Here is a 19,315-nt window from a genome sequence, read left to right as displayed (position 1 = left end):
AAAACCGCCTGGACGCCCCGCAGACTCAGATTTTTCATGCGTCGTCCTCAGACGTTTTGGCTGTTAGAATCGCCAGTCGTTTTTTCAGGAGTCTGTCCCGTGATCACTTCCCGCCTGCGCACCCTGCGCGACCACATCCGTTGGGCTGTCAGCCGCTTTCATGGGGAGGATCTGTTTTTCGGCCATGGGACCGACAACGCCTGGGACGAAGCCCGCCAGTTGGTACTGGGTGCCTTGCACCTGCCGTGGGAAATAGCCGACAGCTATCTGGACTGCGCGCTGGAAGATGACGAACTGGTCAATCTGCAGCGTCTGCTCAAGCGGCGCATCGAAGAGCGCGTGCCGACCGCCTACCTGCTGGGCGAGGCCTGGTTCTGTGGCCTGTCGTTCATTGTCGACGAGCGTGTGCTGATCCCGCGTTCGCCGATCGGCGAGCTGATCGAAAAACGTTTCGAACCCTGGCTGGGTGCCGAGCCCGCGCGGATTCTCGACCTGTGCACCGGTTCCGGCTGCATCGGCATTGCCTGCGCCTACGAATTCCGCCATGCGGAAGTGGTGCTGGCCGACTTGTCGTTCGAAGCCCTCGAGGTGGCGAACCAGAACATCGAGCGCCATGGCGTCGATGAGCGGGTGTTCACGGTGCAGGGCGACGGTTTCGAGGGCTTGCCGGGCCAGCGTTTCGACCTGATCGTGTCGAATCCGCCGTATGTGGATGCCGAGGACTTCGCCGACATGCCCGAGGAGTACCAGCATGAACCAGAGCTGGGCCTGGCTTGTGGCGACGATGGCCTGAACCTGGTGCGGCGCATGCTGGCCGAGGCGGCCGATCATCTGACCGAGAAGGGCCTGTTGATCGTCGAGGTCGGCAACAGCCAGGTCCATGTCGAAGCCCTGTACCCGGAAGTCGACTTCGCCTGGCTGGACTTCGAGCGCGGCGGCCATGGCGTGTTCATGCTCACCGCCGAGCAGTGCCGGCAGCACCAGGCGTTGTTCAGCTCCCGGGTCTGATCGGCGTTTCTGTAGGAGCGAGCGGGCGGCGATCCGACTTGCCCGCGATCCAGGCACCGGGGTGTGCCTGGACGGACGCTATCGCGAGCAAGCTTCGCTCCTACAGGTATCCGCGTAAGTCTGGAATCAGCGGTGGGTCGCGATCCAGATCAGCAACCCGGCCTGGAACACCGCAAAGGCCACCAGGCAGGTGATGGTAAAGCGCAGTCCGGTGTCTTCGCGCTTGTACTTGGCAACCTTTTCTTCGTGCTTGCGCAGTTTGACTTCCTGCTCTTCGAGGTTCTGCTCGGCCTGTTGCAGCATCTGCGCGGCTTCGAGGATCTCGACGAATTGCAGTTTTTCGGTGTTCCAGTTGGCCAGCAGTTCGCCGACCTGCACATTCTTGACGCTGCCCTTGAGATGCTGGGCATCGGCGTAAACCACATCGAAACCCTGGACCCGCAGGAAATGATCGCGTCGCAGGCGCGTGGCCTCGTTCAGCGCATCCTTGTTCGCCAGTTCGAAACCGTCCACGCGGTAGTGCGGCCATTTCTTCTGCGCCCAGCTTGCGCCCTGCGCCAGCAGAAAGCGGCCGATGCCACGGTTCGCCGGCTCGATCTGCAGGTTTTCCGGCTCGAAGCGCACCCGCCGAGTCGCATGATCGACCCAGACATCCAGGTGATTCTGCTCCTTGCGCACCCGTTGGCCCGGCAACTGGAGGGTCATGCGCAACAGGCTGCGCTCCTTGTTGCTGCGCTCGGCATAACCGAACTCGATAAAGCGCAGCGGCCGTCCGCCCGTGGCGCGATCGGTTTGCAGCGGGGCCAGGCGAAGCATCCGGTGATGCTCGGCGTGGACATCCGCCCACGGCAACGCCACGGCTTCGGGAGCGGGGTTTTCAACCTCGGTTTCGGGAGGGTTCTGGGTATCGGTCATAACGGCGAGATCCTGTCCAAGCGCTACTTGCCGACGGCAAGTGAACGGCCGGCAAAGGCTTATCGGCCGTTTTTTTCAGGACTGGAGGGGAAAACGCGTCAACGGGCGTGAAGTCCGTCAATAAAACCGATGATGCGGCTGCCGAGTTCCGAGGCCAGGGGCAGTTGCGGGTCCTTGTAGGAGGCCAGTTGCCGCTTGACGTCGTTGGGCACGATGCGCAGCACATGGTTCATGCCCTCGATCAGCGCCAGCTGGGCATCCGGCTTGGCGACCTTGAGCATCCGCGCGTCGTCGACGCCGACCTGGATATCGTTGCTGCCCTGGATGATCAGGGCCGGCATTTTCAGGCGGGCGAACGCGGCGGCCGGGTCTTCTTTGAACAGGGTGATCAGGTACGGCTGCACGCTGGGGCGGAAGATCACTTCCAGCGGCGGCGGCACGTCGGTGTCGACCCGGCCGGCCTTGAGGCTGTCGAGCAGTTCGTTGCTGCGCAGCATCAGCGGTGCCGGCAGGCGATAGCTCAATTGCTGGCGCAGCACCTGGTCCACCGGGCGGGCGGTGCCGGAGATGGAAATCACTGCCGCCGCATCGACCTGGGGCGCCGCCAGGGTGGCGATCAGCGCGCCTTCGCTGTGGCCGAGCATGATCAACGGGCCCAGGCGCGGGTCGCTCTTGAGTTTTTTGCCCCAGGCCACGGCGTCGGCGACGTAGGCATCGAGGGTCAGGTTGCGTTCGTCCGGGGTGGCGGCAAGGCTCGCGGCCACGCCGCGCTTGTCGTAGCGCACGCTGGCGATGTTGTGCTTGGCCAGCACCCAGGCCAGGCGCTTGAGGCTGTCGTTGCGCCCGCCGTCGGGGTTGTTGCCATCGCGGTCGGTAGGGCCGGAGCCGGAGACGATCAGCACCACCGGCACCGGGGCGTCGGACTTGGGCAACAGCAGCGAGCCGTATAACTCGCCATTGCCAGTGTCCAGGCTGATGGGACGTTGCAGCACGGCCGCGTGGACCAGGCCGGTGAACAGGGTAAGGCTCAAGAGAAGAACTCGCAGCATCATCACGCCATCATGGAGAAGGTGCCGGTTGGACTTCTTGGCACGGATAAGGTTCGAGGATGAACTAGTTGGGTAGGCTGCGTATACTGGCGCGCTCAGTAATCCAGATTGAGTTATTTCGGCTGATTTCACGGAGCGTCCCGCATGTCTGGCAATACCTACGGCAAGCTGTTCACTGTCACCACCGCCGGCGAAAGCCATGGTCCGGCGTTGGTCGCCATTGTCGACGGCTGCCCACCGGGTCTTGAGCTGTCGCTGGACGATCTGCAGCGCGACCTGGACCGGCGCAAGCCCGGCACCAGCCGCCACACCACCCAGCGCCAGGAAGCCGATGAAGTCGAAATCCTCTCCGGCGTGTTCGAAGGCAAGACCACTGGCTGCTCCATCGGCCTGCTGATCCGCAATACCGACCAGAAGTCCAAGGACTACTCGGCGATCAAGGACCTGTTCCGCCCGGCCCACGCCGATTACACCTACCACCACAAATACGGCATCCGCGACTACCGCGGCGGCGGTCGCAGCTCGGCGCGGGAAACCGCCATGCGCGTGGCGGCCGGGGCCATCGCCAAGAAGTACCTGGCCAGCCAGGGCATCGTGGTGCGGGGCTACATGAGCCAGCTGGGCCCGATCGAAATCCCGTTCAAGACCTGGGACTCGGTGGAAGACAACGCCTTCTTCAGCCCCGACCCGGACAAGGTGCCGGAGCTGGAAGCCTACATGGACCAGCTGCGTCGCGATCAGGACTCGGTGGGGGCGAAGATCACCGTGGTCGCCGAGGGCGTGATGCCGGGCCTGGGCGAGCCGATCTTCGACCGCCTGGACGCCGAGCTGGCCCACGCGCTGATGAGCATCAACGCGGTCAAGGGCGTGGAGATCGGCGCCGGTTTCGCCAGCGTTGCCCAGCGTGGCACCGAGCATCGCGACGAGCTGACCCCGCAAGGTTTCCTCAGCAACAACGCCGGCGGCATCCTTGGCGGGATTTCCTCCGGCCAGCCGATCGTCGCGCACCTGGCGCTCAAGCCGACCTCCAGCATCACCACCCCGGGCCGCTCGATCGACATCGACGGCAACCCGGTGGACGTCATCACCAAGGGCCGTCACGACCCGTGCGTCGGCATCCGCGCCACGCCGATCGCCGAAGCCATGATGGCCATCGTGCTGATGGATCACCTGCTGCGTCATCGTGGCCAGAACGCCGACGTGCGCGTCAGCACGCCGGTGCTGGGCCAGTTGTAATGGCGTCCCTGCCAGTCGCCACGGTCTGACGGCCGTGGCGGCGCTCCCGTACTGGCGGCTCTCCAGTTTCTATCTGTTCTATTTCGCCTTGCTGGGTTCGACCGCGCCATTTCTGGCGCTGTATTTCGATCACCTGGGGTTTTCCAGCGCGCGCATCGGCGAGCTGGTGGCGATTCCCATGCTCATGCGCTGCGTGGCGCCGAATATCTGGGGCTGGCTCGGCGACTACACCGGCCAGCGCCTGGCCATTGTGCGTTTTGGCGCGATCTGCACGCTGCTGAGCTTTTCGCTGATTTTCGTCAGCAAGAGCTACGCCTGGCTGGCGATGGTCATGGCCTTGCATGCGTTCTTCTGGCACGCAGTGCTGCCGCAATTCGAAGTGATCACCCTGGCGCACCTGCAAGGCCAGACCGCCCGCTACAGCCAGATCCGCTTGTGGGGTTCGATCGGCTTCATTCTCACGGTGGTGGCGCTGGGGCGGCTGTTCGAGTGGCTGAGCCTGGATATCTACCCGGCGACGCTGGTACTGATCATGGCCGGCATCGTGCTCAGCAGCGCCTGGGTGCCCAATGCCCAGCCAGCGGCCCAGGGCAGTCGCCTGGCGGCTGGAGGCTTTCTTGGCCAGCTGCGCAGCCCCGGCGTGCTGGCCTTCTATGCCTGCGTGGCCTTGATGCAAATGAGCCACGGCCCCTACTACACCTTCCTGACCCTGCACCTGGAACACCTGGGCTACAGCCGCGGCTTGATCGGCCTGCTGTGGGCGCTGGGGGTGGTCGCCGAAGTGCTGATGTTCCTGGCGATGAGCTGGATTCTCTCGCGGTTTTCGGTGCGCCGGGTGCTGCTGGCGAGTTTCCTGCTGGCGGCCCTGCGCTGGCTGCTGCTGGGCGCCTTTGCCGAGCACCTGTGGCTGCTGTTGTTTGCCCAGGTGCTGCATGCCGCGACCTTTGGCAGCTTTCATGCCGCGGCCATTCATTTCGTGCAACGCAGCTTCGGTGACCGCCAGCAGGGCCAGGGCCAGGCTCTGTACGCGGCCCTGGCCGGCACCGGCGGCGCATTGGGCGCGCTGTATTCCGGCTACAGTTGGAACGCCCTGGGCGCGACATTGACCTTTAGTATTGCAAGCCTCGCAGCGCTGGCGGCAGCCGTTATCATTGCCACACGTATGCAAGAGGAGAGGCCATGAGCCTTAGCCGCGAACAGCTGGCACAGGACATCATCGAGGTCGGGCGCTTTCTACATGCCCGCGGCTGGTCGCCGGCCACCAGCAGCAACTATTCCACGCGCCTGTCGCCAAGCGCGCTATTGCTCACGGTTTCGGGCAAGCACAAAGGCCAGTTGGGCCTGGATGACGTGCTGGCCACCGACCTGGCGGGCAACAGCCTGGAACCGGGTAAAAAGCCGTCGGCCGAAACCCTGTTGCACACTCAGCTGTACAGCTGGAACCCGCAGATCGGCGCCGTGTTGCATACCCATTCGGTGAACGCCACGGTGCTGTCGCGCCTGACCGCCGAGGACTTTATCGAGTTCGAGGGTTACGAGCTGCAAAAGGCCTTTGCCGGCATTGCCAGCCACGAGTCGCGGGTGCGCGTGCCGATTTTCGACAACGATCAGGATATTGCCCGGCTGGCGAGCAAGGTCCAGCCCTGGCTCGACGCCCATGCCGATTGCGTCGGCTATCTGATTCGCGGTCATGGCCTCTACACCTGGGGGGCGCGCATGAGTGACGCGCAGCGCCAGATCGAGGCCTTCGAGTTCCTGTTCGAGTGTGAGTTGAAGACTCGCGCCCTGTTAAACCGTTAAGGCTTTCTTCGACTGAAGTAGCCACCGCCTGATGACATGCACCGCCTGACCGGCCTGGAAAGCCTGCGGGCACTGCCGATAACGAGGAATTGCCAAGATGAGCAGCCTGTCCGTTTACCACGTATCCAGCCCGGACCTGCCGAACAAGGTGCTGACCCATTTCGACGATATCGCCGCGACCCTGGCCGAGCAGGGCGTGCGTTTCGATCGTTGGCAAGCCGCCACCAGGATCCAGCCGGGCGCCAGCCAGGAGGAAGTGATAGGCGCCTATCAGGAACAGATCGACCGCCTGATGACTGAACGCGGCTACATCACCGTCGATGTGATCAGCCTCAATAGCGATCACCCGCAGAAGGCCGAGCTGCGCGCCAAGTTCCTCGACGAACACCGGCATGCCGAGGACGAGGTGCGCTTTTTCGTCGCCGGTCGCGGCCTGTTCAATCTGCACATCGGTGATTACGTGTACGCCGTGCTGTGCGAGAAGAACGACCTGCTTTCGGTGCCGGCCGGTACCGCGCACTGGTTCGATATGGGCGAGAACCCGTACCTGGTGGCGATCCGCATGTTCAATAACCCGCAAGGCTGGGTCGCCAACTTCACCGGCTCCGATATCGCCAGCCAGTTCCCGCTTCTGGAGGATTGAGCGGATGCCGATCAAGGCCATTCTCACCGACATCGAAGGCACCACCAGCGCGGTGAGTTTTGTCTTCGAGGTGCTGTTTCCCTACGCGGTGCAGCAGCTGCCGGACTTCGTGCGCAAGCACGCCAACCGGGCCGATGTCGCCGAGCAGTTGCAGGCGGTGCGTGAGGCCCGCGGCGAGCCGGCGGCGGATGTCGAGCGGGTGATCGAGATCCTGCTGGGCTGGATCGCGGAAGATCGCAAGTCCACGTCACTCAAGGCGTTGCAAGGCATGGTCTGGGAGCAGGGGTATAGGGCCGGGCAGCTCAAGGGCCACGTCTACCCGGATGCAGTAGAGGCGTTGCAGCATTGGCACCAGGCCGGCTATCGGCTGTACGTCTATTCGTCGGGCTCGATCCAGGCGCAGAAGCTGATTTTCGGTCACTCCACTGCCGGGGACCTGGCGCCGCTGTTCAGCGGTTTTTTCGACACCACCTCGGGGCCGAAACGGGAGATGCAGTCTTACCAGCGCATTACCCAGGCCATTGGATGTGCGCCTGGACAGATTCTCTTTCTGTCCGATGTCGTCCAGGAACTGGATGCGGCCCAGTCCGCCGGCCTGGCCACCTGCGGCCTGGTGCGCGAAGGCGGGGTGTTGACGGGGCATGTGAATGTGGCGAGCTTCGCCGAGATCGATCCGCAGCGTTTCTGAAACCAATCAGGCCGTGTCAGCACAAGGCTGGCACGGCCTGATTGGGGCTATCCGTCATGTCTGAGTTGTCACCGCGAATCCGCAGCGGTACGGATTTAAAGCGAGTGATACGTCGGCAGGGCAAAACGGTTCTGGCTTTGCAGCAGGGAAATCTGCGGCAATTCGCTGGCCTGTTCGGCCAGGTCGCGACGCAACGCACTGATCACCCACGACAGCTGATCGCCCGCATGCAACTGCGCATAAGAGATCGAGCGCTTGAGCTGTTTACCTTCGCTGTTACGCAGCGTCAGCAGGATGCCGCCATCGGGCCGTGGCTGAGTGGTCACTTCGTAGTTGGAGAACAGGGAAGCGAATTTTTCTTGGATCAGGCTCATGTCTATCAGCTCCATTGGTTCTTGAATGGCAAACCTGGAGTGATAGGTGCAGCGATTGTGCCAGCCTCAATTTTTTAAAAAATCTTTATAAATCATATTGTTATAAATATTCGTCATTTGTGCGTCCGTGCAATTTGCATGAATGGCCATCGTGCATCCTGCATTTTGCGAGATCGCAGGCGTGGGCGAGGGCCGGGGCGTAACGCTGTGACTGCCGGTTCACGTAAAAGATTCAACCGGCAAACCGGCCCTCAAGCGCGAGGCACCTGGCGGCGCGGGGGAGATACAAAACTTTGCAAAAACTCCGTGTACAGGCCAAGAAGCGCTGACGTATTTTTTTGCCAGCGACAGGCTGTACAAGTCAATCAGACGCTTCATCGACATGGACAGTCATGCGTCGTGATCCCTAGGGTCATGGGCGCCTGATAATAAGAAAATAGGACGTCATCCATGAACGCCATGCTCCGCATCACTGCCAATAGCGCGCCCCCTGTTTCGCTCCTGTTTGCCGCGGCGGCCCGCCCTCGGCCCCCGGCTGAATAGCCCCATCGACCTTGTCTGCCTGCCGGCCTGGCCCGTGCAGGATCCTTTTGCGTCGAACAGGAGCCGTCATGAGCACTCGTCAGCACGACATGATCACCTGGGGCATGATGCTGCGAAAGTTGCCCTCCATCGCCCGGGCGTTGCCGCGGGTCATCAAGGGCATGCAGATAGCCAACGTCAAGCGTGCCGATCAGCCCTGCGGGCTGGGCTGGACCTTCGAGCAGGCCACGCAACGCAACCCTGACGGCCCGGCGCTGCTGTATGGCGACCGGGTGTTGAGTTATGCACAGGCCAACCAGTGGGCCAACCGGATCGCCCATTACCTGGCGAGCCAGGGCATCGGCAAGGGCGACGTGGTGGCGATCTTCGTCGAGAACCGTCCCGAGTTGCTGGTGAGCGTGCTGGCGGTGGCCAAGCTCGGCGGTATCTGCGCCATGCTCAACACCGCGCAGACCGGCAGTGTGCTGGTGCACAGCGTGAACCTGGTGAAGCCGGTGGCGATGATCGTCGGCGTCGAACTGCTGGATGCCTATTCGGCGATTCGCGACCAGGTCGCCATCGACGAGGCGCGTACCTGGTTCGTCGCCGACCCGGATGTGGCGCCCGGGCCAACGCCCGCCGGCTGCATCGACCTGATGGCCGCCAGCGCCGCCAGCGACTCGGGCAACCCCCCGAGCACCGCGCGGATCTACCTCGACGATCCGTGCTTCTATATCTACACCTCGGGCACCACCGGGCTGCCCAAGGCCGGCATTTTCAAGCATGGCCGCTGGATGCGCACCTCGGCCAGCTTCGGCATGATCGCCCTCGATATGCAGCCGGCCGACATCCTCTACTGCACCTTGCCGCTGTATCACGCCACCGGGCTGTGCGTGTGCTGGGGCTCGGCCATCAGCGGCGCCTCGGGCTTCGCCATTCGCCGCAAGTTCAGCGCCAGCCGGTTCTGGGAAGACGCCCGCCGGTTCAAGGCCACCACCATCGGCTATGTGGGCGAGCTGTGCCGTTACCTGATCGACCAGCCCGCCAGCGAGCACGACCGCGACAACAGTGTGGTGAAGATGGTTGGCAACGGTCTGCGCCCCGGCGTGTGGGGGGCGTTCAAGCAGCGTTTCGGCGTCGAGCATATCTGCGAGTTGTATGCCGCCAGCGACGGCAATATCGGCTTTACCAACGTGCTCAACTTCGACAATACCGTGGGTTTTTCCCTGGCGCCCTGGGCGCTGGTGGAGTACGCCCATGACACCTGCGCGCCGATCCGCAACGGTTCCGGCTTCATGCAGAAGGTCGCCCGGGGCGGGCAGGGCCTGCTGCTGGCGAAGATCGACGACAAGGCGCCGCTGGACGGCTACACCGAACCGGAAAAGAACCTGAAGGTGATCCTCACCGACGTGTTCGAGAAGGGCGACCGTTACTTCAATACCGGCGACCTGCTGCGCGATATCGGTTTTGGCCATGCGCAGTTCATCGATCGCCTGGGCGATACCTATCGCTGGAAGGGCGAAAACGTCTCCACCACCGAGGTGGAGAACATCCTCCTGCAACATCCGCAGGTCGCCGAGGCGGTGGCCTATGGCGTCGAGGTGCACAACACCAACGGTCGCGCCGGGATGGCGGCGATCACTCCGGCCGAGTCCCTGGCGACCCTGGATTTCACCGAGCTGTTGCAGTTCGCCCGCGAGCATCTGCCGGGCTACGCGGTGCCGCTGTTCCTGCGGGTCAAGGTGAAAATGGAGACCACCGGCACCTTCAAGTACCAGAAGACCCGGCTCAAGGAAGAAGCCTTCGACCCGTCGAAAACCGGTGGCGATCCGGTGTACGCCTGGTTGCCGGGATCGGCGACTTACGTCCAGGTGACGGAGGCGGTCCTGGCGGACATTTGCGCTGGCCGGCACCGTTATTGATTCTGGCTATGGCCGCTCTTGAGAAAAAAGGGATGACAGGGCAGGAGGCGCTTGGGGACACTAGCGGCTTTCCGATTGGCCGAAAGTGGAGTTCCCGATGTCAGACAAAAGCCGCCAGATGACCGCAGAAGAAGCCGCCGAGTTTACCGAGCAGGTCTTCAACGTCGCCCGTCAAGGCGACGCCCAGATGCTCGACAAGCTGGCGAGCAGCGGTCTGCCGGTCAACCTGCGCAATCACAAGGGCGACACCCTGCTGATGCTGGCCAGCTACTACGGGCATGTGGACGCGGTGCAGGTGCTGCTCAAGCACAAGGCCGACCCCGAGATTCGTAACGACAACGGCCAGAGCCCGATCGCCGGCGCGGCCTTCAAGGGCGACCTGGCGGTGGTCAAGGCATTGGTGGAAGGCGGTGCGGAGGTGGAAGGCTCATCCTTCGACGGGCGTACCGCGCTGATGATGGCGGCGATGTTCAACCGCACGGAAATCGTCGACTACCTGATCGGCAAGGGCGCCAACCCGCGGGCCACCGACGCCAACGGCGTGAGCGCACTGGACGCGGCGAAGACCATGGGCGCCGTCGACACCACCGCGCAGTTGCAGAAGTTGCTGGGCTGAGCTGAATGGCGCATGCCGCCGGGCCAAGGCCAGGCCTTGGTCGCGGCGGTAGGTTCGCGGGGCGGGTTTAGGCTATCCTGCGCGCCCGCCATTGACCCGTAACAGGATTCGCCCATGAAAACCGTCCTCGCCGAACTCATCACCAAAATCAGCTCCGGCTGCATGGGCGAAGAAGAAATCCTGCGGATCGCCGACGAGGCCGCCCAGGCCTACGCCGATCCCCAGGCTTTCCTGGCCGCCAACCCGGACATCAACTACGACGACAGCTTCCCGATCCCGCTGGGCGAATGGGTGGTGGTCGGCAGCCTGCCGGAAACCGTGCTGTTCCAGGCCGACACCTACATGGACCTGTTCGCGCAGATCGTTGCGTCTTTCGGCCCGGGCGTGGCGTTCAACATCAAGCCCAAGCAACTGGCCAAGACCGAGGCCCTGACCGCGCTCAACCGCATCCAGATCCAGATGGGCAGCATGAACCCGGAAAACGGCGGCTACGTGCTGATGAACTTCAGCCAGCTGCTGGACGACGAGCTGCAAGTGGTGCTGGTCTACGGCAACGATGTGCCGCGCGTGCTGGAGCTGTGCGCCGAAGCCGGTATCGCCGCCGCTCCGTCCCTGGAAGCGCTCAAGGTCGCGGTTCACGTCTGAGCTGCCGAGCCACGGACCTGACCGCGCGGGCGATAAAAAGGAACCCAGGCGCTGGCCGGCTATCCTAAGTGGGCAAGCCCTCACTTAGGAGCGACACCATGGGTTCCACCTTCAATACGCTGGTCGGCCTGATCATCCTCGCGCTGGACATCTGGGCGATCATCAATGTGCTAAAAAGCAGTGCCGAAACCGGGATGAAAATCCTCTGGGTGCTGCTGATCATCCTGTTGCCGGTTCTGGGCCTGATCATCTGGGCGATTGCCGGGCCGCGCGGTAACGTGAGGTTCTGAAGGCTGGCGCGGGTTCGAAAAGGGGCCGCCAGGCCCTTTTTTATGTGACCAAATATGCGCTGCACGAAATTTTCACAAAGTCTCCATGACAATTCGCCAGCGCTGTTTTTCCGCTGCACCCCGTGCGATCTCCGGTTGCGATCCCTGACTCTGGCCATTGCCGGCCGGGTGAGGGCGCCTGCCAGTAATCAATGGCAATGCCGCTGCTGATCGTGCAACATTTGCGCACCGCGCCATCCCCCCAGCCCTGAATGGCTACAAGAGGGCAAAGCGCAGCTGCATTTTTTTCGCAACTTCAACTTCCATTGGGTCCTAAAACGATATGGCAAACCCGGACGCCCTGAGTCAGCAGCGAGCCTCGAGTCGCCTGCTGCAACCGACCGTCAAATCGCATCTGGCTTATACGCTGCTCTGCGCGCTGGCCATGATGGTCATGCTGTCCTTGCTGCGCGTGGCGCTGCTGGTCTACAACCGCGAGATGATCCTCGACACACCGGCCTCGACCTTCCTTGAAGCCTTCGCCAACGGCCTGCGCTTCGACGTGCGCCTGGTGGTCTACCTCAGCATCCCGCTGCTGCTGGCCCTGTTCAGTGCCCGGGCCATGGCGGCTCGCGGTTTCTTCCGCTTCTGGCTGACCATCGTTTCGAGCATCGCGCTGTTCCTCGGCCTGATGGAGATGGACTTCTACCGCGAGTTCCACCAGCGCCTCAACGGCCTGGTCTTCCAGTATGTGAAGGAAGACCCGAAAACCGTGATGAGCATGCTCTGGTACGGCTTCCCGGTGGTGCGCTACCTGCTGGCCTGGGCGCTCGGCACCTGGCTGCTGAGCCTGGCGTTCAAGGGCGCCGACCGCGCGACCCGGCCACGCGGCCCGTTCAGCGGCGGCAGCATCGGCACCCGGCAGGTCGCCCCGTGGTACGCCCGTATCGGCGTATTCGTGGTCTGCCTGCTGGTCTGCGTGGTCGCCGCCCGCGGCACCCTGCGCCAGGGCCCGCCACTGCGCTGGGGTGACGTCTACACCACCGAATCGAACTTCGCCAACCAGCTGGGCCTCAACGGCACGCTGTCGCTGGTCGAAGCGGCCAAGAGCCGGATGGGCGAAGACCGCAGCAATATCTGGAAAGCCACCCTGCCGCAGCCCGAGGCGCAGCAAGTGGTGCGCGACCTGCTGGTGATGCCGGACGACAAGCTGGTGGACGCCGATATCGCCGCCGTGCGCCGCGACTACACGCCACCGGCCGACAAGACCCTGCCGATCAAGAACGTGGTCGTGATCCTGATGGAAAGCATGGCCGGTCACTCGGTGGGCGCCCTGGGCGCTCCGGGCAACATCACCCCGTACCTGGACCAACTGTCCAAGGAAGGCCTGCTGTTCGACCGCTTCTTCTCCAACGGCACCCATACCCACCAGGGCATGTTCGCCACCATGGCCTGCTTCCCCAACCTGCCGGGTTTCGAATACCTGATGCAGACCCCGGAAGGCAGCCACAAGCTGTCCGGCCTGCCGCAGGTGCTGAGCGCCCGCAAGTATGACGACGTGTACGTCTACAACGGCGATTTCGCCTGGGACAACCAGTCGGGCTTCTTCAGCAACCAGGGCATGACCAACTTCGTCGGTCGCAACGACTTCGTCGATCCGGTGTTCTCCGATCCGACCTGGGGCGTGTCCGACCAGGACATGTTCAACCGTGGCCTGGAAGAGTTGAAGGCGCGGGAAAACGGCAAGCCGTTCTATGCCCTGCTGCAGACCCTGTCCAACCACACCCCGTACGCCTTGCCGACGCCGTTGCCGGTGGAGAAGGTGACCGACCGTGGCAGCCTGAACGAACACCTGACCGCCATGCGTTATTCCGACTGGGCCCTGGGCCAGTTCTTCGAGAAGGCGCGCAAGGAGCCGTACTTCAAGGAGACGCTGTTCGTGATCGTGGGTGACCATGGTTTCGGCAACGAGCGCCAGATCACCGAAATGGACCTGGGCCGCTTCAACGTGCCGATGCTGATGATCGCCCCGGGCATCCAGGAGAAATTCGGCCAGCGCAACCACACCGTGGGTACCCAGGTCGATATCGTGCCGACCATCATGGGCCGCCTGGGTGGCGAAGTGCGTCATCAGTGCTGGGGCCGCGACCTGCTCAACCTGCCGCAGGGCGATACCGGCTTTGGCGTGATCAAGCCGTCGGGCAGCGAGCAGACCACCGCCATCGTCACCGCCGACCAGATCCTGGTACTGCCGCGCGAGAAGGAAATGGCGCCGAAGATCTACCAGTACGAACTGGGTGCCAATCCCCATGCCGAAGTCGTGCCGGACGCGCCGCGTACCGCCGAGTTGAAGCACAAGCTCGAAGCCTTCCTGCAAACCGCTACCAAGAGCCTGCTGGATAACACCGCAGGCGTGGTGCACGGCACGCCGGACTGATTCATCGCGCGAATGAAAAAGAGGCCCTCGGGCCTCTTTTTTTTCGACGGTTGAACAGTCCCGAGCTTGAACGAGCGATGCCTATATCCGGCCCAGTAGCACGAGAATCAGCAACACCACCAGGACCACACCGATGATGCCGGATGGGCCATAACCCCAGCTTCTGGAGTGCGGGAACACTGGAAGACCACCGATCAGCAGAAGAATAAGAATAATGATCAGGATTGTGCCCATGTCGTTGTCCTTATTGGATGATCAAAGGCGCGGCTGGATTCAAGGCAATTAATCCGCACCGCTTAATCATTCCGACTCTTTGTTTTCAAGGATGATTCCAAGTTTTTTTAATGCTTTTTGCACGCAGGGCTATTTCCTTTCGTACCTGCTACCGCTGGCCATCGAGTGGAACTTGCAACACCGCGGGAAGTCGCACCGAGGCCCCGGTTTGCCTGGGGCATTCAGCAATCTGATGGTGCGTGGGCGGCACAAAATCCTTCGCTACACTCGCCTCATCTCTCCCGGAACAACAAGGCAACTCCTATGCAAAATCGCATGATGATCACTGGCGCCGGATCCGGCCTGGGTCGCGAAATCGCTCTGCGCTGGGCGCGCGAAGGCTGGCAGTTGGCGTTGTCGGATGTCAGCGAACCCGGCCTGCAGGAAACCCTCAGGCTGGTGCGCGAAGCCGGCGGCGATGGCTTCGTGCAACGTTGCGACGTGCGTGACTACAGCCAGCTGACGGCCTTCGCCCAGGCCTGCGAGGTCAAGCTCGGCGGCATCGATGTGATCGTCAATAACGCCGGCGTGGCGTCCGGCGGCTTCTTCAGCGAGTTGTCCCTGGAAGACTGGGACTGGCAGATCGCGATCAACCTGATGGGCGTGGTCAAGGGTTGCAAGGCGTTCCTGCCGCTGCTGGAAAAGAGCAAGGGCCGGATCATCAATATCGCCTCGATGGCGGCCTTGATGCAGGGCCCGGCCATGAGCAACTACAACGTGGCCAAGGCCGGTGTGGTGGCTCTCTCCGAAAGCCTGCTGATCGAGCTGGCCCAGCAGGAAATCGGCGTGCACGTGGTATGCCCGTCGTTCTTCCAGACCAACCTGCTGGATTCGTTCCGCGGCCCGACCCCGGCGATGAAGGCCCAGGTCGGCAAGCTGCTGGAAAGCTCGCCGATCAGCGCGGCGGACATCGCCGATTACATCTACACCCAGGTCGCCGCCGGCGAATTCATGATCCTGCCCCATGAACAGGGGCGCATGGCCTGGGCCCTGAAGCAGAAGAACCCGCAACTGCTGTACGACGAAATGACCCTCATGGCCGACAAGATGCGCGCCAAGGCCAAGCAAAACGCCAGCTGAGCTTGCCGTTGACCCTGTGCGTCGTTAGGGTTGCCAGCATCTGGCATCCCTGACGAGACCTTGCATGCTCAATTACCTGTGGTTCTTCCTCGCCGCGCTGTTCGAGATCGCCGGCTGCTACGCCTTCTGGATGTGGCTGCGCCAGGGCAAAAGCGCCTGGTGGATGGTCCCGGCGCTGGCGAGCCTGATGCTCTTCGCCCTGTTGCTGACCAAGATCGAAGCGAGCTACGCCGGCCGCGCCTATGCGGCGTACGGCGGGATCTACATCATCGCCTCGATCGGCTGGCTGGGCATGGTGGAGCGGGTGCGGCCGCTGAGCTCGGACTGGCTCGGGGTGGCGCTGTGCGTGATCGGCGCGAGCATCATTCTGTTCGGGCCGCGCTTTACCAACGGTTGAGGGGCTGGCCGGGTTTTGGGCGCCGCCATGGCATCCGCTCCCGGCCGAAGATCAGTCGAACAATTCCTTGGGCACGTCGTGCTTGAGCATCAACTGGCACTGCTCGCTGTCCGGATCGAACACGATCACCGCCTGGCCCTTGGTCAGCGCCTGGCGCACGCGCAGGACGCGGGTTTCCAGCGGGGTGTCGTCGCCATTGTCGGTGCCGTCGCGGGTGACGAAGTCTTCGATCAGGCGGGTCAGGGTGTCGACTTCCAGTTGGTCATGGGGAATCAGCATAGGGGCCTCCGGCAAACAATCCCGGATCCTACTGCGCCGGGCCCCGCGCGGCTAGGCAAACCTCGCGCGGGGCCCGGCTTTTCACTTCAGGGCTTATCACCTCAGGACTTTTGCCCCACCAGGCTGTCCACCGACGGCACCCGGGTGTCGCTTTCCATTTGCGTGTCGTGCTCCAGCTGATGACTGAAGCGGTCCAGGGAGCCCTGGGCCGGCTGCGCGTCGCTGGCGAACACCGGCGGGCTGAGGATGTAGGCGCCCAGCAGCCGACTGAGGGCCGCCAGGCTGTCGATATGGGTGCGTTCATAGCCGTGGGTAGCGTCGCAACCGAAGGCCAGCAGGGCGGTGCGGATGTCGTGGCCGGCGGTGACCGCCGAGTGGGCATCGCTGAAGTAGTAGCGGAACAGGTCGCGGCGCACCGGCAGCTCGTGCTCGGTGGCCAGGCGCAGCAGGTGCCGCGACAGGTGATAGTCGTAAGGCCCGCCGGAGTCCTGCATGGCCACGCTCACCGCGTGCTCGCTGGAGTGCTGGCCGGGGGCGACCGGGGCGATGTCGATGCCGACGAATTCGCTGACGTCCCAGGGCAGGGCCGCCGCCGCGCCGCTGCCGGTTTCTTCGGTGATGGTGAACAGCGGATGGCAGTCGATCATCAGCGGCTCACCGCTGTCGACTATGGCCTTGAGCGCGGCCAGCAACGCGGCGACCCCGGCCTTGTCGTCGAGGTGGCGGGCGCTGATATGGCCGCTTTCGGTGAATTCCGGCAAGGGGTCGAACGCGACGAAATCGCCGACACCGATGCCCAGCGACTCGCAGTCGGCGCGGGTGGTGCAGTAGGCGTCCAGGCGCAATTCGATGTGGTCCCAGCTGATGGGCATCTCGTCCACCGCGGTGTTGAAGGCATGCCCGGAGGCCATCAGCGGCAGCACGCTGCCGCGCACTACGCCGTTGTCGGTGAACAGGCTGACCCGGCTGCCCTCGGCGAACCGGCTGGACCAGCAGCCCACCGGGGCCAGGGTCAGGCGGCCGTTGTCTTTCACCGCGCGCACGCTGGCGCCGATGGTGTCCAGGTGCGCCGAGACGGCGCGGTCCGGGCTGTTCTTCTGGCCCTTGAGGGTGGCGCGAATGGTCCCGCGGCGGGTCAGCTCGAAGGGAATGCCCAGTTCCTCCAGACGCTCGGCCACGTAACGCACGATGGTGTCGGTGAAGCCGGTGGGGCTGGGAATGGCGAGCATTTCCAAGAGCACTTTCTGCAGGTAGTTGAGGTCCGGTTCGGGAATCGATCGGGTCATGGAAACTCCTGGTGAAGTGGAGCCAGTGGGTGCGTCATCGCGGGCAAGCCTCGCTCCTACATGAATATCTGTGCCTGTAGGAGCGAGGCTTGCCCGCGATGAGGCCGGTACTGTCAGCACATGGCTTTCAAATCGCCGGCTGACTGTGGGGAAACAGCAGGTCGACGAACCTTTCGGCCGTCGGCTGCGGCTCATGGTTGGCCAGGCCGGCGCGCTCGTTGGCCTCGATGAACACGTACCGCGGCTGGTCGGCCGCGGGCACCATCAGGTCGAGGCCGACCATGGGGATATCCAGCGCCCGCGCCGCACGGATCGCGGCGTCCACCAGCTGCGGATGGAGAATCGCGGTGACATCCTCCAGGGTGCCGCCGGTATGCAGGTTGGCGGTGCGCCGCACGAACAGCCGTTCGCCGGCCGCCAGGATGCTGTCGTAGCCATGCCCGGCGGCCTGCAGGGTGCGCTGGGTTTCGTGGTCCAGGGGGATCTTGCTTTCGCCCCCGGTGGCGGCCTGGCGCCGCCGGCTCTGCGCTTCGATCAACTGCCTGATGGAATGCTGGCCGTCGCCGATCACCTCGGCCGGCCGGCGAATGGCGGCGGCGACCACCTCGAAGCCGATCACCAGGATGCGCAGGTCCAGGCCCTCGTGGAAGCTCTCGAGCAACACCCGGCTGTCGAACCGCCGGGCATTGTCGATCGCCTGTTGCAGCTCTTCGATGGTGCGCAGATCCACGGCCACACCCTGGCCTTGTTCCCCGTCGAGTGGCTTGACCACCACCCGTTCATGCTCGTCGAGAAACGCCAGGTTGTCGTCGGCGTTGCCCGCGAGTTGTTGCGCCGGCAGGTTCAGTCCGGCCTGTTTCAGCACCTTGTGGGTCAGGCTCTTGTCCTGGCACAGGCTCATGCTGATGGCGCTGGTCAGATCGCTCAGGGACTCGCGGCAGCGCACCCGGCGGCCGCCATGGCTGAGGGTGAACATCCCGGCTTCGGCGTCGTCGACCTGCACGTCGATGCCGCGACGATGGGCTTCCTCGACGATGATCCGCGCATAGGGGTTGAACGCCGCCTCGGGCCCGGGGCCGAGGAACAGCGGCTGGTTGATGCCGTTCTTGCGCTTGATGGCGAAGGTGGAGAGGGTGCGAAAACCCAGCTTGGCGTAGAGGCTCTTGGCCTGGCGATTGTCGTGCAGCACCGACAGGTCGAGGTAGCTCAGGCCGCGGCTCATGAAGTGTTCGATCAGGTGCCGGACCAACACTTCGCCGACCCCCGGGCGGGTGCAATGCGGGTCCACCGCCAGGCACCACAGGCTGCTGCCGTGTTCCGGATCATGGAAAGCCTTCTGGTGATCCAGGCCCATGACGCTGCCGATCACCGCGCCGCTGTCTTCGTCTTCGGCCAACCAGTACGCCGGCCCGCCGGCATGGCGCGGGGTCAGCAGGCTCGGGTCGACCGGCAGCATGTTGCGGGCCACGTACAGCTGGTTGATGGCCTGCCAGTCCGCCGCGCTCTGCGCCCGGCGGATGCGGAAACCACGAAACACCCGGGTGGCCTGGCGGTAGTCGCTGAACCACAGGCGCAGGGTGTCCGACGGGTCGAGGAACAACTGGGTCGGCTCCAGGCCGAGAATCTGCTGCGGCGCGGCGACATACAAGGCGATGTCGCGTTCGCCGGGGTGTTCGTTGAGCAGCTCCTCGGCCAGGCTCGTCGGGTCGGGAAAGGTATGGCCGATCAGCAGCCGGCCCCAGCCGCAGTGCACGGCGATGGGGGCGGTGCCGAGGGCGCTGCGGTCTTCGGCGAAACGCGCCTGCAGACGCTCGTAGGAGGGCGCCTGACCGCGCAGCAAGCGTTGGCTGTAAGCCGTGGCGTGGGGTTTCATGGG

General features: G+C 63.6%; 20 protein-coding genes. 13 read left to right on the top strand and 7 right to left on the bottom strand.

Annotation, left to right across the window (positions count from 1 at the left end; all coding sequences use genetic code 11):
* Window positions 1-99: 99 nt before the first annotated feature.
* Window positions 100-1,008, top strand: coding sequence for a 50S ribosomal protein L3 N(5)-glutamine methyltransferase (gene prmB, locus DK261_RS11115; protein WP_009050201.1), 909 nt, complete (start codon window positions 100-102; stop codon window positions 1,006-1,008).
* Window positions 1,009-1,134: 126 nt separating this feature from the next.
* Here prmB and DK261_RS11110 read toward each other — a convergent pair whose 3' ends face one another.
* Both DK261_RS11110 and DK261_RS11105 read right to left on the bottom strand, forming a co-directional pair.
* Window positions 1,135-1,923: a hypothetical protein gene (locus DK261_RS11110; protein ID WP_028683100.1), complete on the bottom strand. Its 789-nt coding sequence runs from the start codon at window positions 1,921-1,923 to the stop codon at window positions 1,135-1,137.
* Between the two features lie 98 nt (window positions 1,924-2,021).
* On the bottom strand, window positions 2,022-2,975 hold the full coding sequence (locus tag DK261_RS11105; protein ID WP_009050199.1) for an alpha/beta hydrolase: 954 nt from the start codon (window positions 2,973-2,975) through the stop codon (window positions 2,022-2,024).
* A gap of 141 nt (window positions 2,976-3,116) precedes the next feature.
* Between DK261_RS11105 and aroC the strand changes: the two genes are divergently transcribed.
* From aroC to mtnC, 5 genes are all read left to right on the top strand, one after another.
* Window positions 3,117-4,208, top strand: a complete 1,092-nt coding sequence (gene aroC, locus DK261_RS11100) for a chorismate synthase (RefSeq protein ID WP_007932265.1) — start codon at window positions 3,117-3,119, stop codon at window positions 4,206-4,208.
* A 34-nt stretch (window positions 4,209-4,242) separates the two neighbouring features.
* Window positions 4,243-5,391: an MFS transporter gene (locus DK261_RS11095; protein ID WP_110175705.1), complete on the top strand. Its 1,149-nt coding sequence runs from the start codon at window positions 4,243-4,245 to the stop codon at window positions 5,389-5,391.
* Entirely contained in the window at window positions 5,388-6,008 is a 621-nt protein-coding gene (locus DK261_RS11090) for a methylthioribulose 1-phosphate dehydratase (protein ID WP_101283133.1), read from the top strand. The genes DK261_RS11095 and DK261_RS11090 overlap by 4 nt, the downstream gene beginning before the upstream one ends.
* A gap of 97 nt (window positions 6,009-6,105) precedes the next feature.
* Complete coding sequence (locus DK261_RS11085) at window positions 6,106-6,651, top strand: acireductone dioxygenase (protein WP_053269685.1); 546 nt, start codon at window positions 6,106-6,108, stop codon at window positions 6,649-6,651.
* Between the two features lie 4 nt (window positions 6,652-6,655).
* Entirely contained in the window at window positions 6,656-7,339 is a 684-nt protein-coding gene (mtnC, locus tag DK261_RS11080) for an acireductone synthase (RefSeq protein WP_110175704.1), read from the top strand.
* Window positions 7,340-7,434: 95 nt separating this feature from the next.
* On the opposite strand, the gene DK261_RS11075 is transcribed toward mtnC, so the two are convergent.
* Entirely contained in the window at window positions 7,435-7,713 is a 279-nt protein-coding gene (locus DK261_RS11075; protein WP_016704385.1) for a DUF3509 domain-containing protein, read from the bottom strand.
* Window positions 7,714-8,324: 611 nt separating this feature from the next.
* Between DK261_RS11075 and DK261_RS11070 the strand changes: the two genes are divergently transcribed.
* The 5 genes from DK261_RS11070 (at window position 8,325) to DK261_RS11050 (ending at window position 14,124) form a co-directional block, all read left to right on the top strand.
* On the top strand, window positions 8,325-10,157 hold the full coding sequence (locus DK261_RS11070; protein ID WP_028683094.1) for a long-chain-acyl-CoA synthetase: 1,833 nt from the start codon (window positions 8,325-8,327) through the stop codon (window positions 10,155-10,157).
* Window positions 10,158-10,254: 97 nt separating this feature from the next.
* Window positions 10,255-10,773, top strand: coding sequence for an ankyrin repeat domain-containing protein (locus DK261_RS11065; protein ID WP_009045037.1), 519 nt, complete (start codon window positions 10,255-10,257; stop codon window positions 10,771-10,773).
* Window positions 10,774-10,887: 114 nt separating this feature from the next.
* The gene (locus DK261_RS11060) at window positions 10,888-11,418 is read left to right on the top strand and encodes a hypothetical protein (RefSeq protein ID WP_009050191.1); all 531 of its coding nucleotides are present in this window, start codon (window positions 10,888-10,890) and stop codon (window positions 11,416-11,418) included.
* Window positions 11,419-11,516: 98 nt separating this feature from the next.
* Window positions 11,517-11,708 carry a PLDc N-terminal domain-containing protein gene (locus tag DK261_RS11055; protein WP_009050190.1) on the top strand — a complete coding sequence of 64 codons (192 nt, stop codon included), beginning with the start codon at window positions 11,517-11,519 and terminating at the stop codon, window positions 11,706-11,708.
* Between the two features lie 322 nt (window positions 11,709-12,030).
* Window positions 12,031-14,124, top strand: coding sequence for an LTA synthase family protein (locus tag DK261_RS11050; RefSeq protein WP_009050189.1), 2,094 nt, complete (start codon window positions 12,031-12,033; stop codon window positions 14,122-14,124).
* Between the two features lie 81 nt (window positions 14,125-14,205).
* On the opposite strand, the gene DK261_RS11045 is transcribed toward DK261_RS11050, so the two are convergent.
* Window positions 14,206-14,358, bottom strand: a complete 153-nt coding sequence (locus tag DK261_RS11045) for a DUF3309 family protein (protein WP_009045034.1) — start codon at window positions 14,356-14,358, stop codon at window positions 14,206-14,208.
* Between the two features lie 303 nt (window positions 14,359-14,661).
* Here DK261_RS11045 and DK261_RS11040 point away from each other — a divergent pair, with 303 nt between their 5' ends.
* Window positions 14,662-15,477: an SDR family oxidoreductase gene (locus tag DK261_RS11040; protein WP_009045033.1), complete on the top strand. Its 816-nt coding sequence runs from the start codon at window positions 14,662-14,664 to the stop codon at window positions 15,475-15,477.
* A 64-nt stretch (window positions 15,478-15,541) separates the two neighbouring features.
* Window positions 15,542-15,874, top strand: a complete 333-nt coding sequence (locus DK261_RS11035; RefSeq protein ID WP_007932246.1) for a YnfA family protein — start codon at window positions 15,542-15,544, stop codon at window positions 15,872-15,874.
* A gap of 51 nt (window positions 15,875-15,925) precedes the next feature.
* Here DK261_RS11035 and DK261_RS11030 read toward each other — a convergent pair whose 3' ends face one another.
* The 3 genes from DK261_RS11030 to ngg all read right to left on the bottom strand — a co-directional run bounded on the left by DK261_RS11030 (window position 15,926) and on the right by ngg (window position 19,312).
* Window positions 15,926-16,153 carry a YheU family protein gene (locus DK261_RS11030; RefSeq protein ID WP_007932245.1) on the bottom strand — a complete coding sequence of 76 codons (228 nt, stop codon included), beginning with the start codon at window positions 16,151-16,153 and terminating at the stop codon, window positions 15,926-15,928.
* Window positions 16,154-16,254: 101 nt separating this feature from the next.
* Window positions 16,255-17,439 carry an osmoprotectant NAGGN system M42 family peptidase gene (locus tag DK261_RS11025; RefSeq protein ID WP_007932243.1) on the bottom strand — a complete coding sequence of 395 codons (1,185 nt, stop codon included), beginning with the start codon at window positions 17,437-17,439 and terminating at the stop codon, window positions 16,255-16,257.
* A 127-nt stretch (window positions 17,440-17,566) separates the two neighbouring features.
* Window positions 17,567-19,312 (bottom strand): N-acetylglutaminylglutamine synthetase, encoded by a 1,746-nt coding sequence (gene ngg / locus DK261_RS11020; RefSeq protein ID WP_110175703.1) that lies wholly within the window; start codon window positions 19,310-19,312, stop codon window positions 17,567-17,569.
* Window positions 19,313-19,315: the final 3 nt, after the last annotated feature.

Origin of the sequence: Pseudomonas sp. RW409 (assembly GCF_003184125.1) — a bacterium.
GTDB classification, from domain to species: domain Bacteria; phylum Pseudomonadota; class Gammaproteobacteria; order Pseudomonadales; family Pseudomonadaceae; genus Aquipseudomonas; species Aquipseudomonas chlororaphis_I.
Note: the sequence above shows the minus strand (reverse complement) of the source record. Positions and strands in the feature narration are given on the sequence as shown.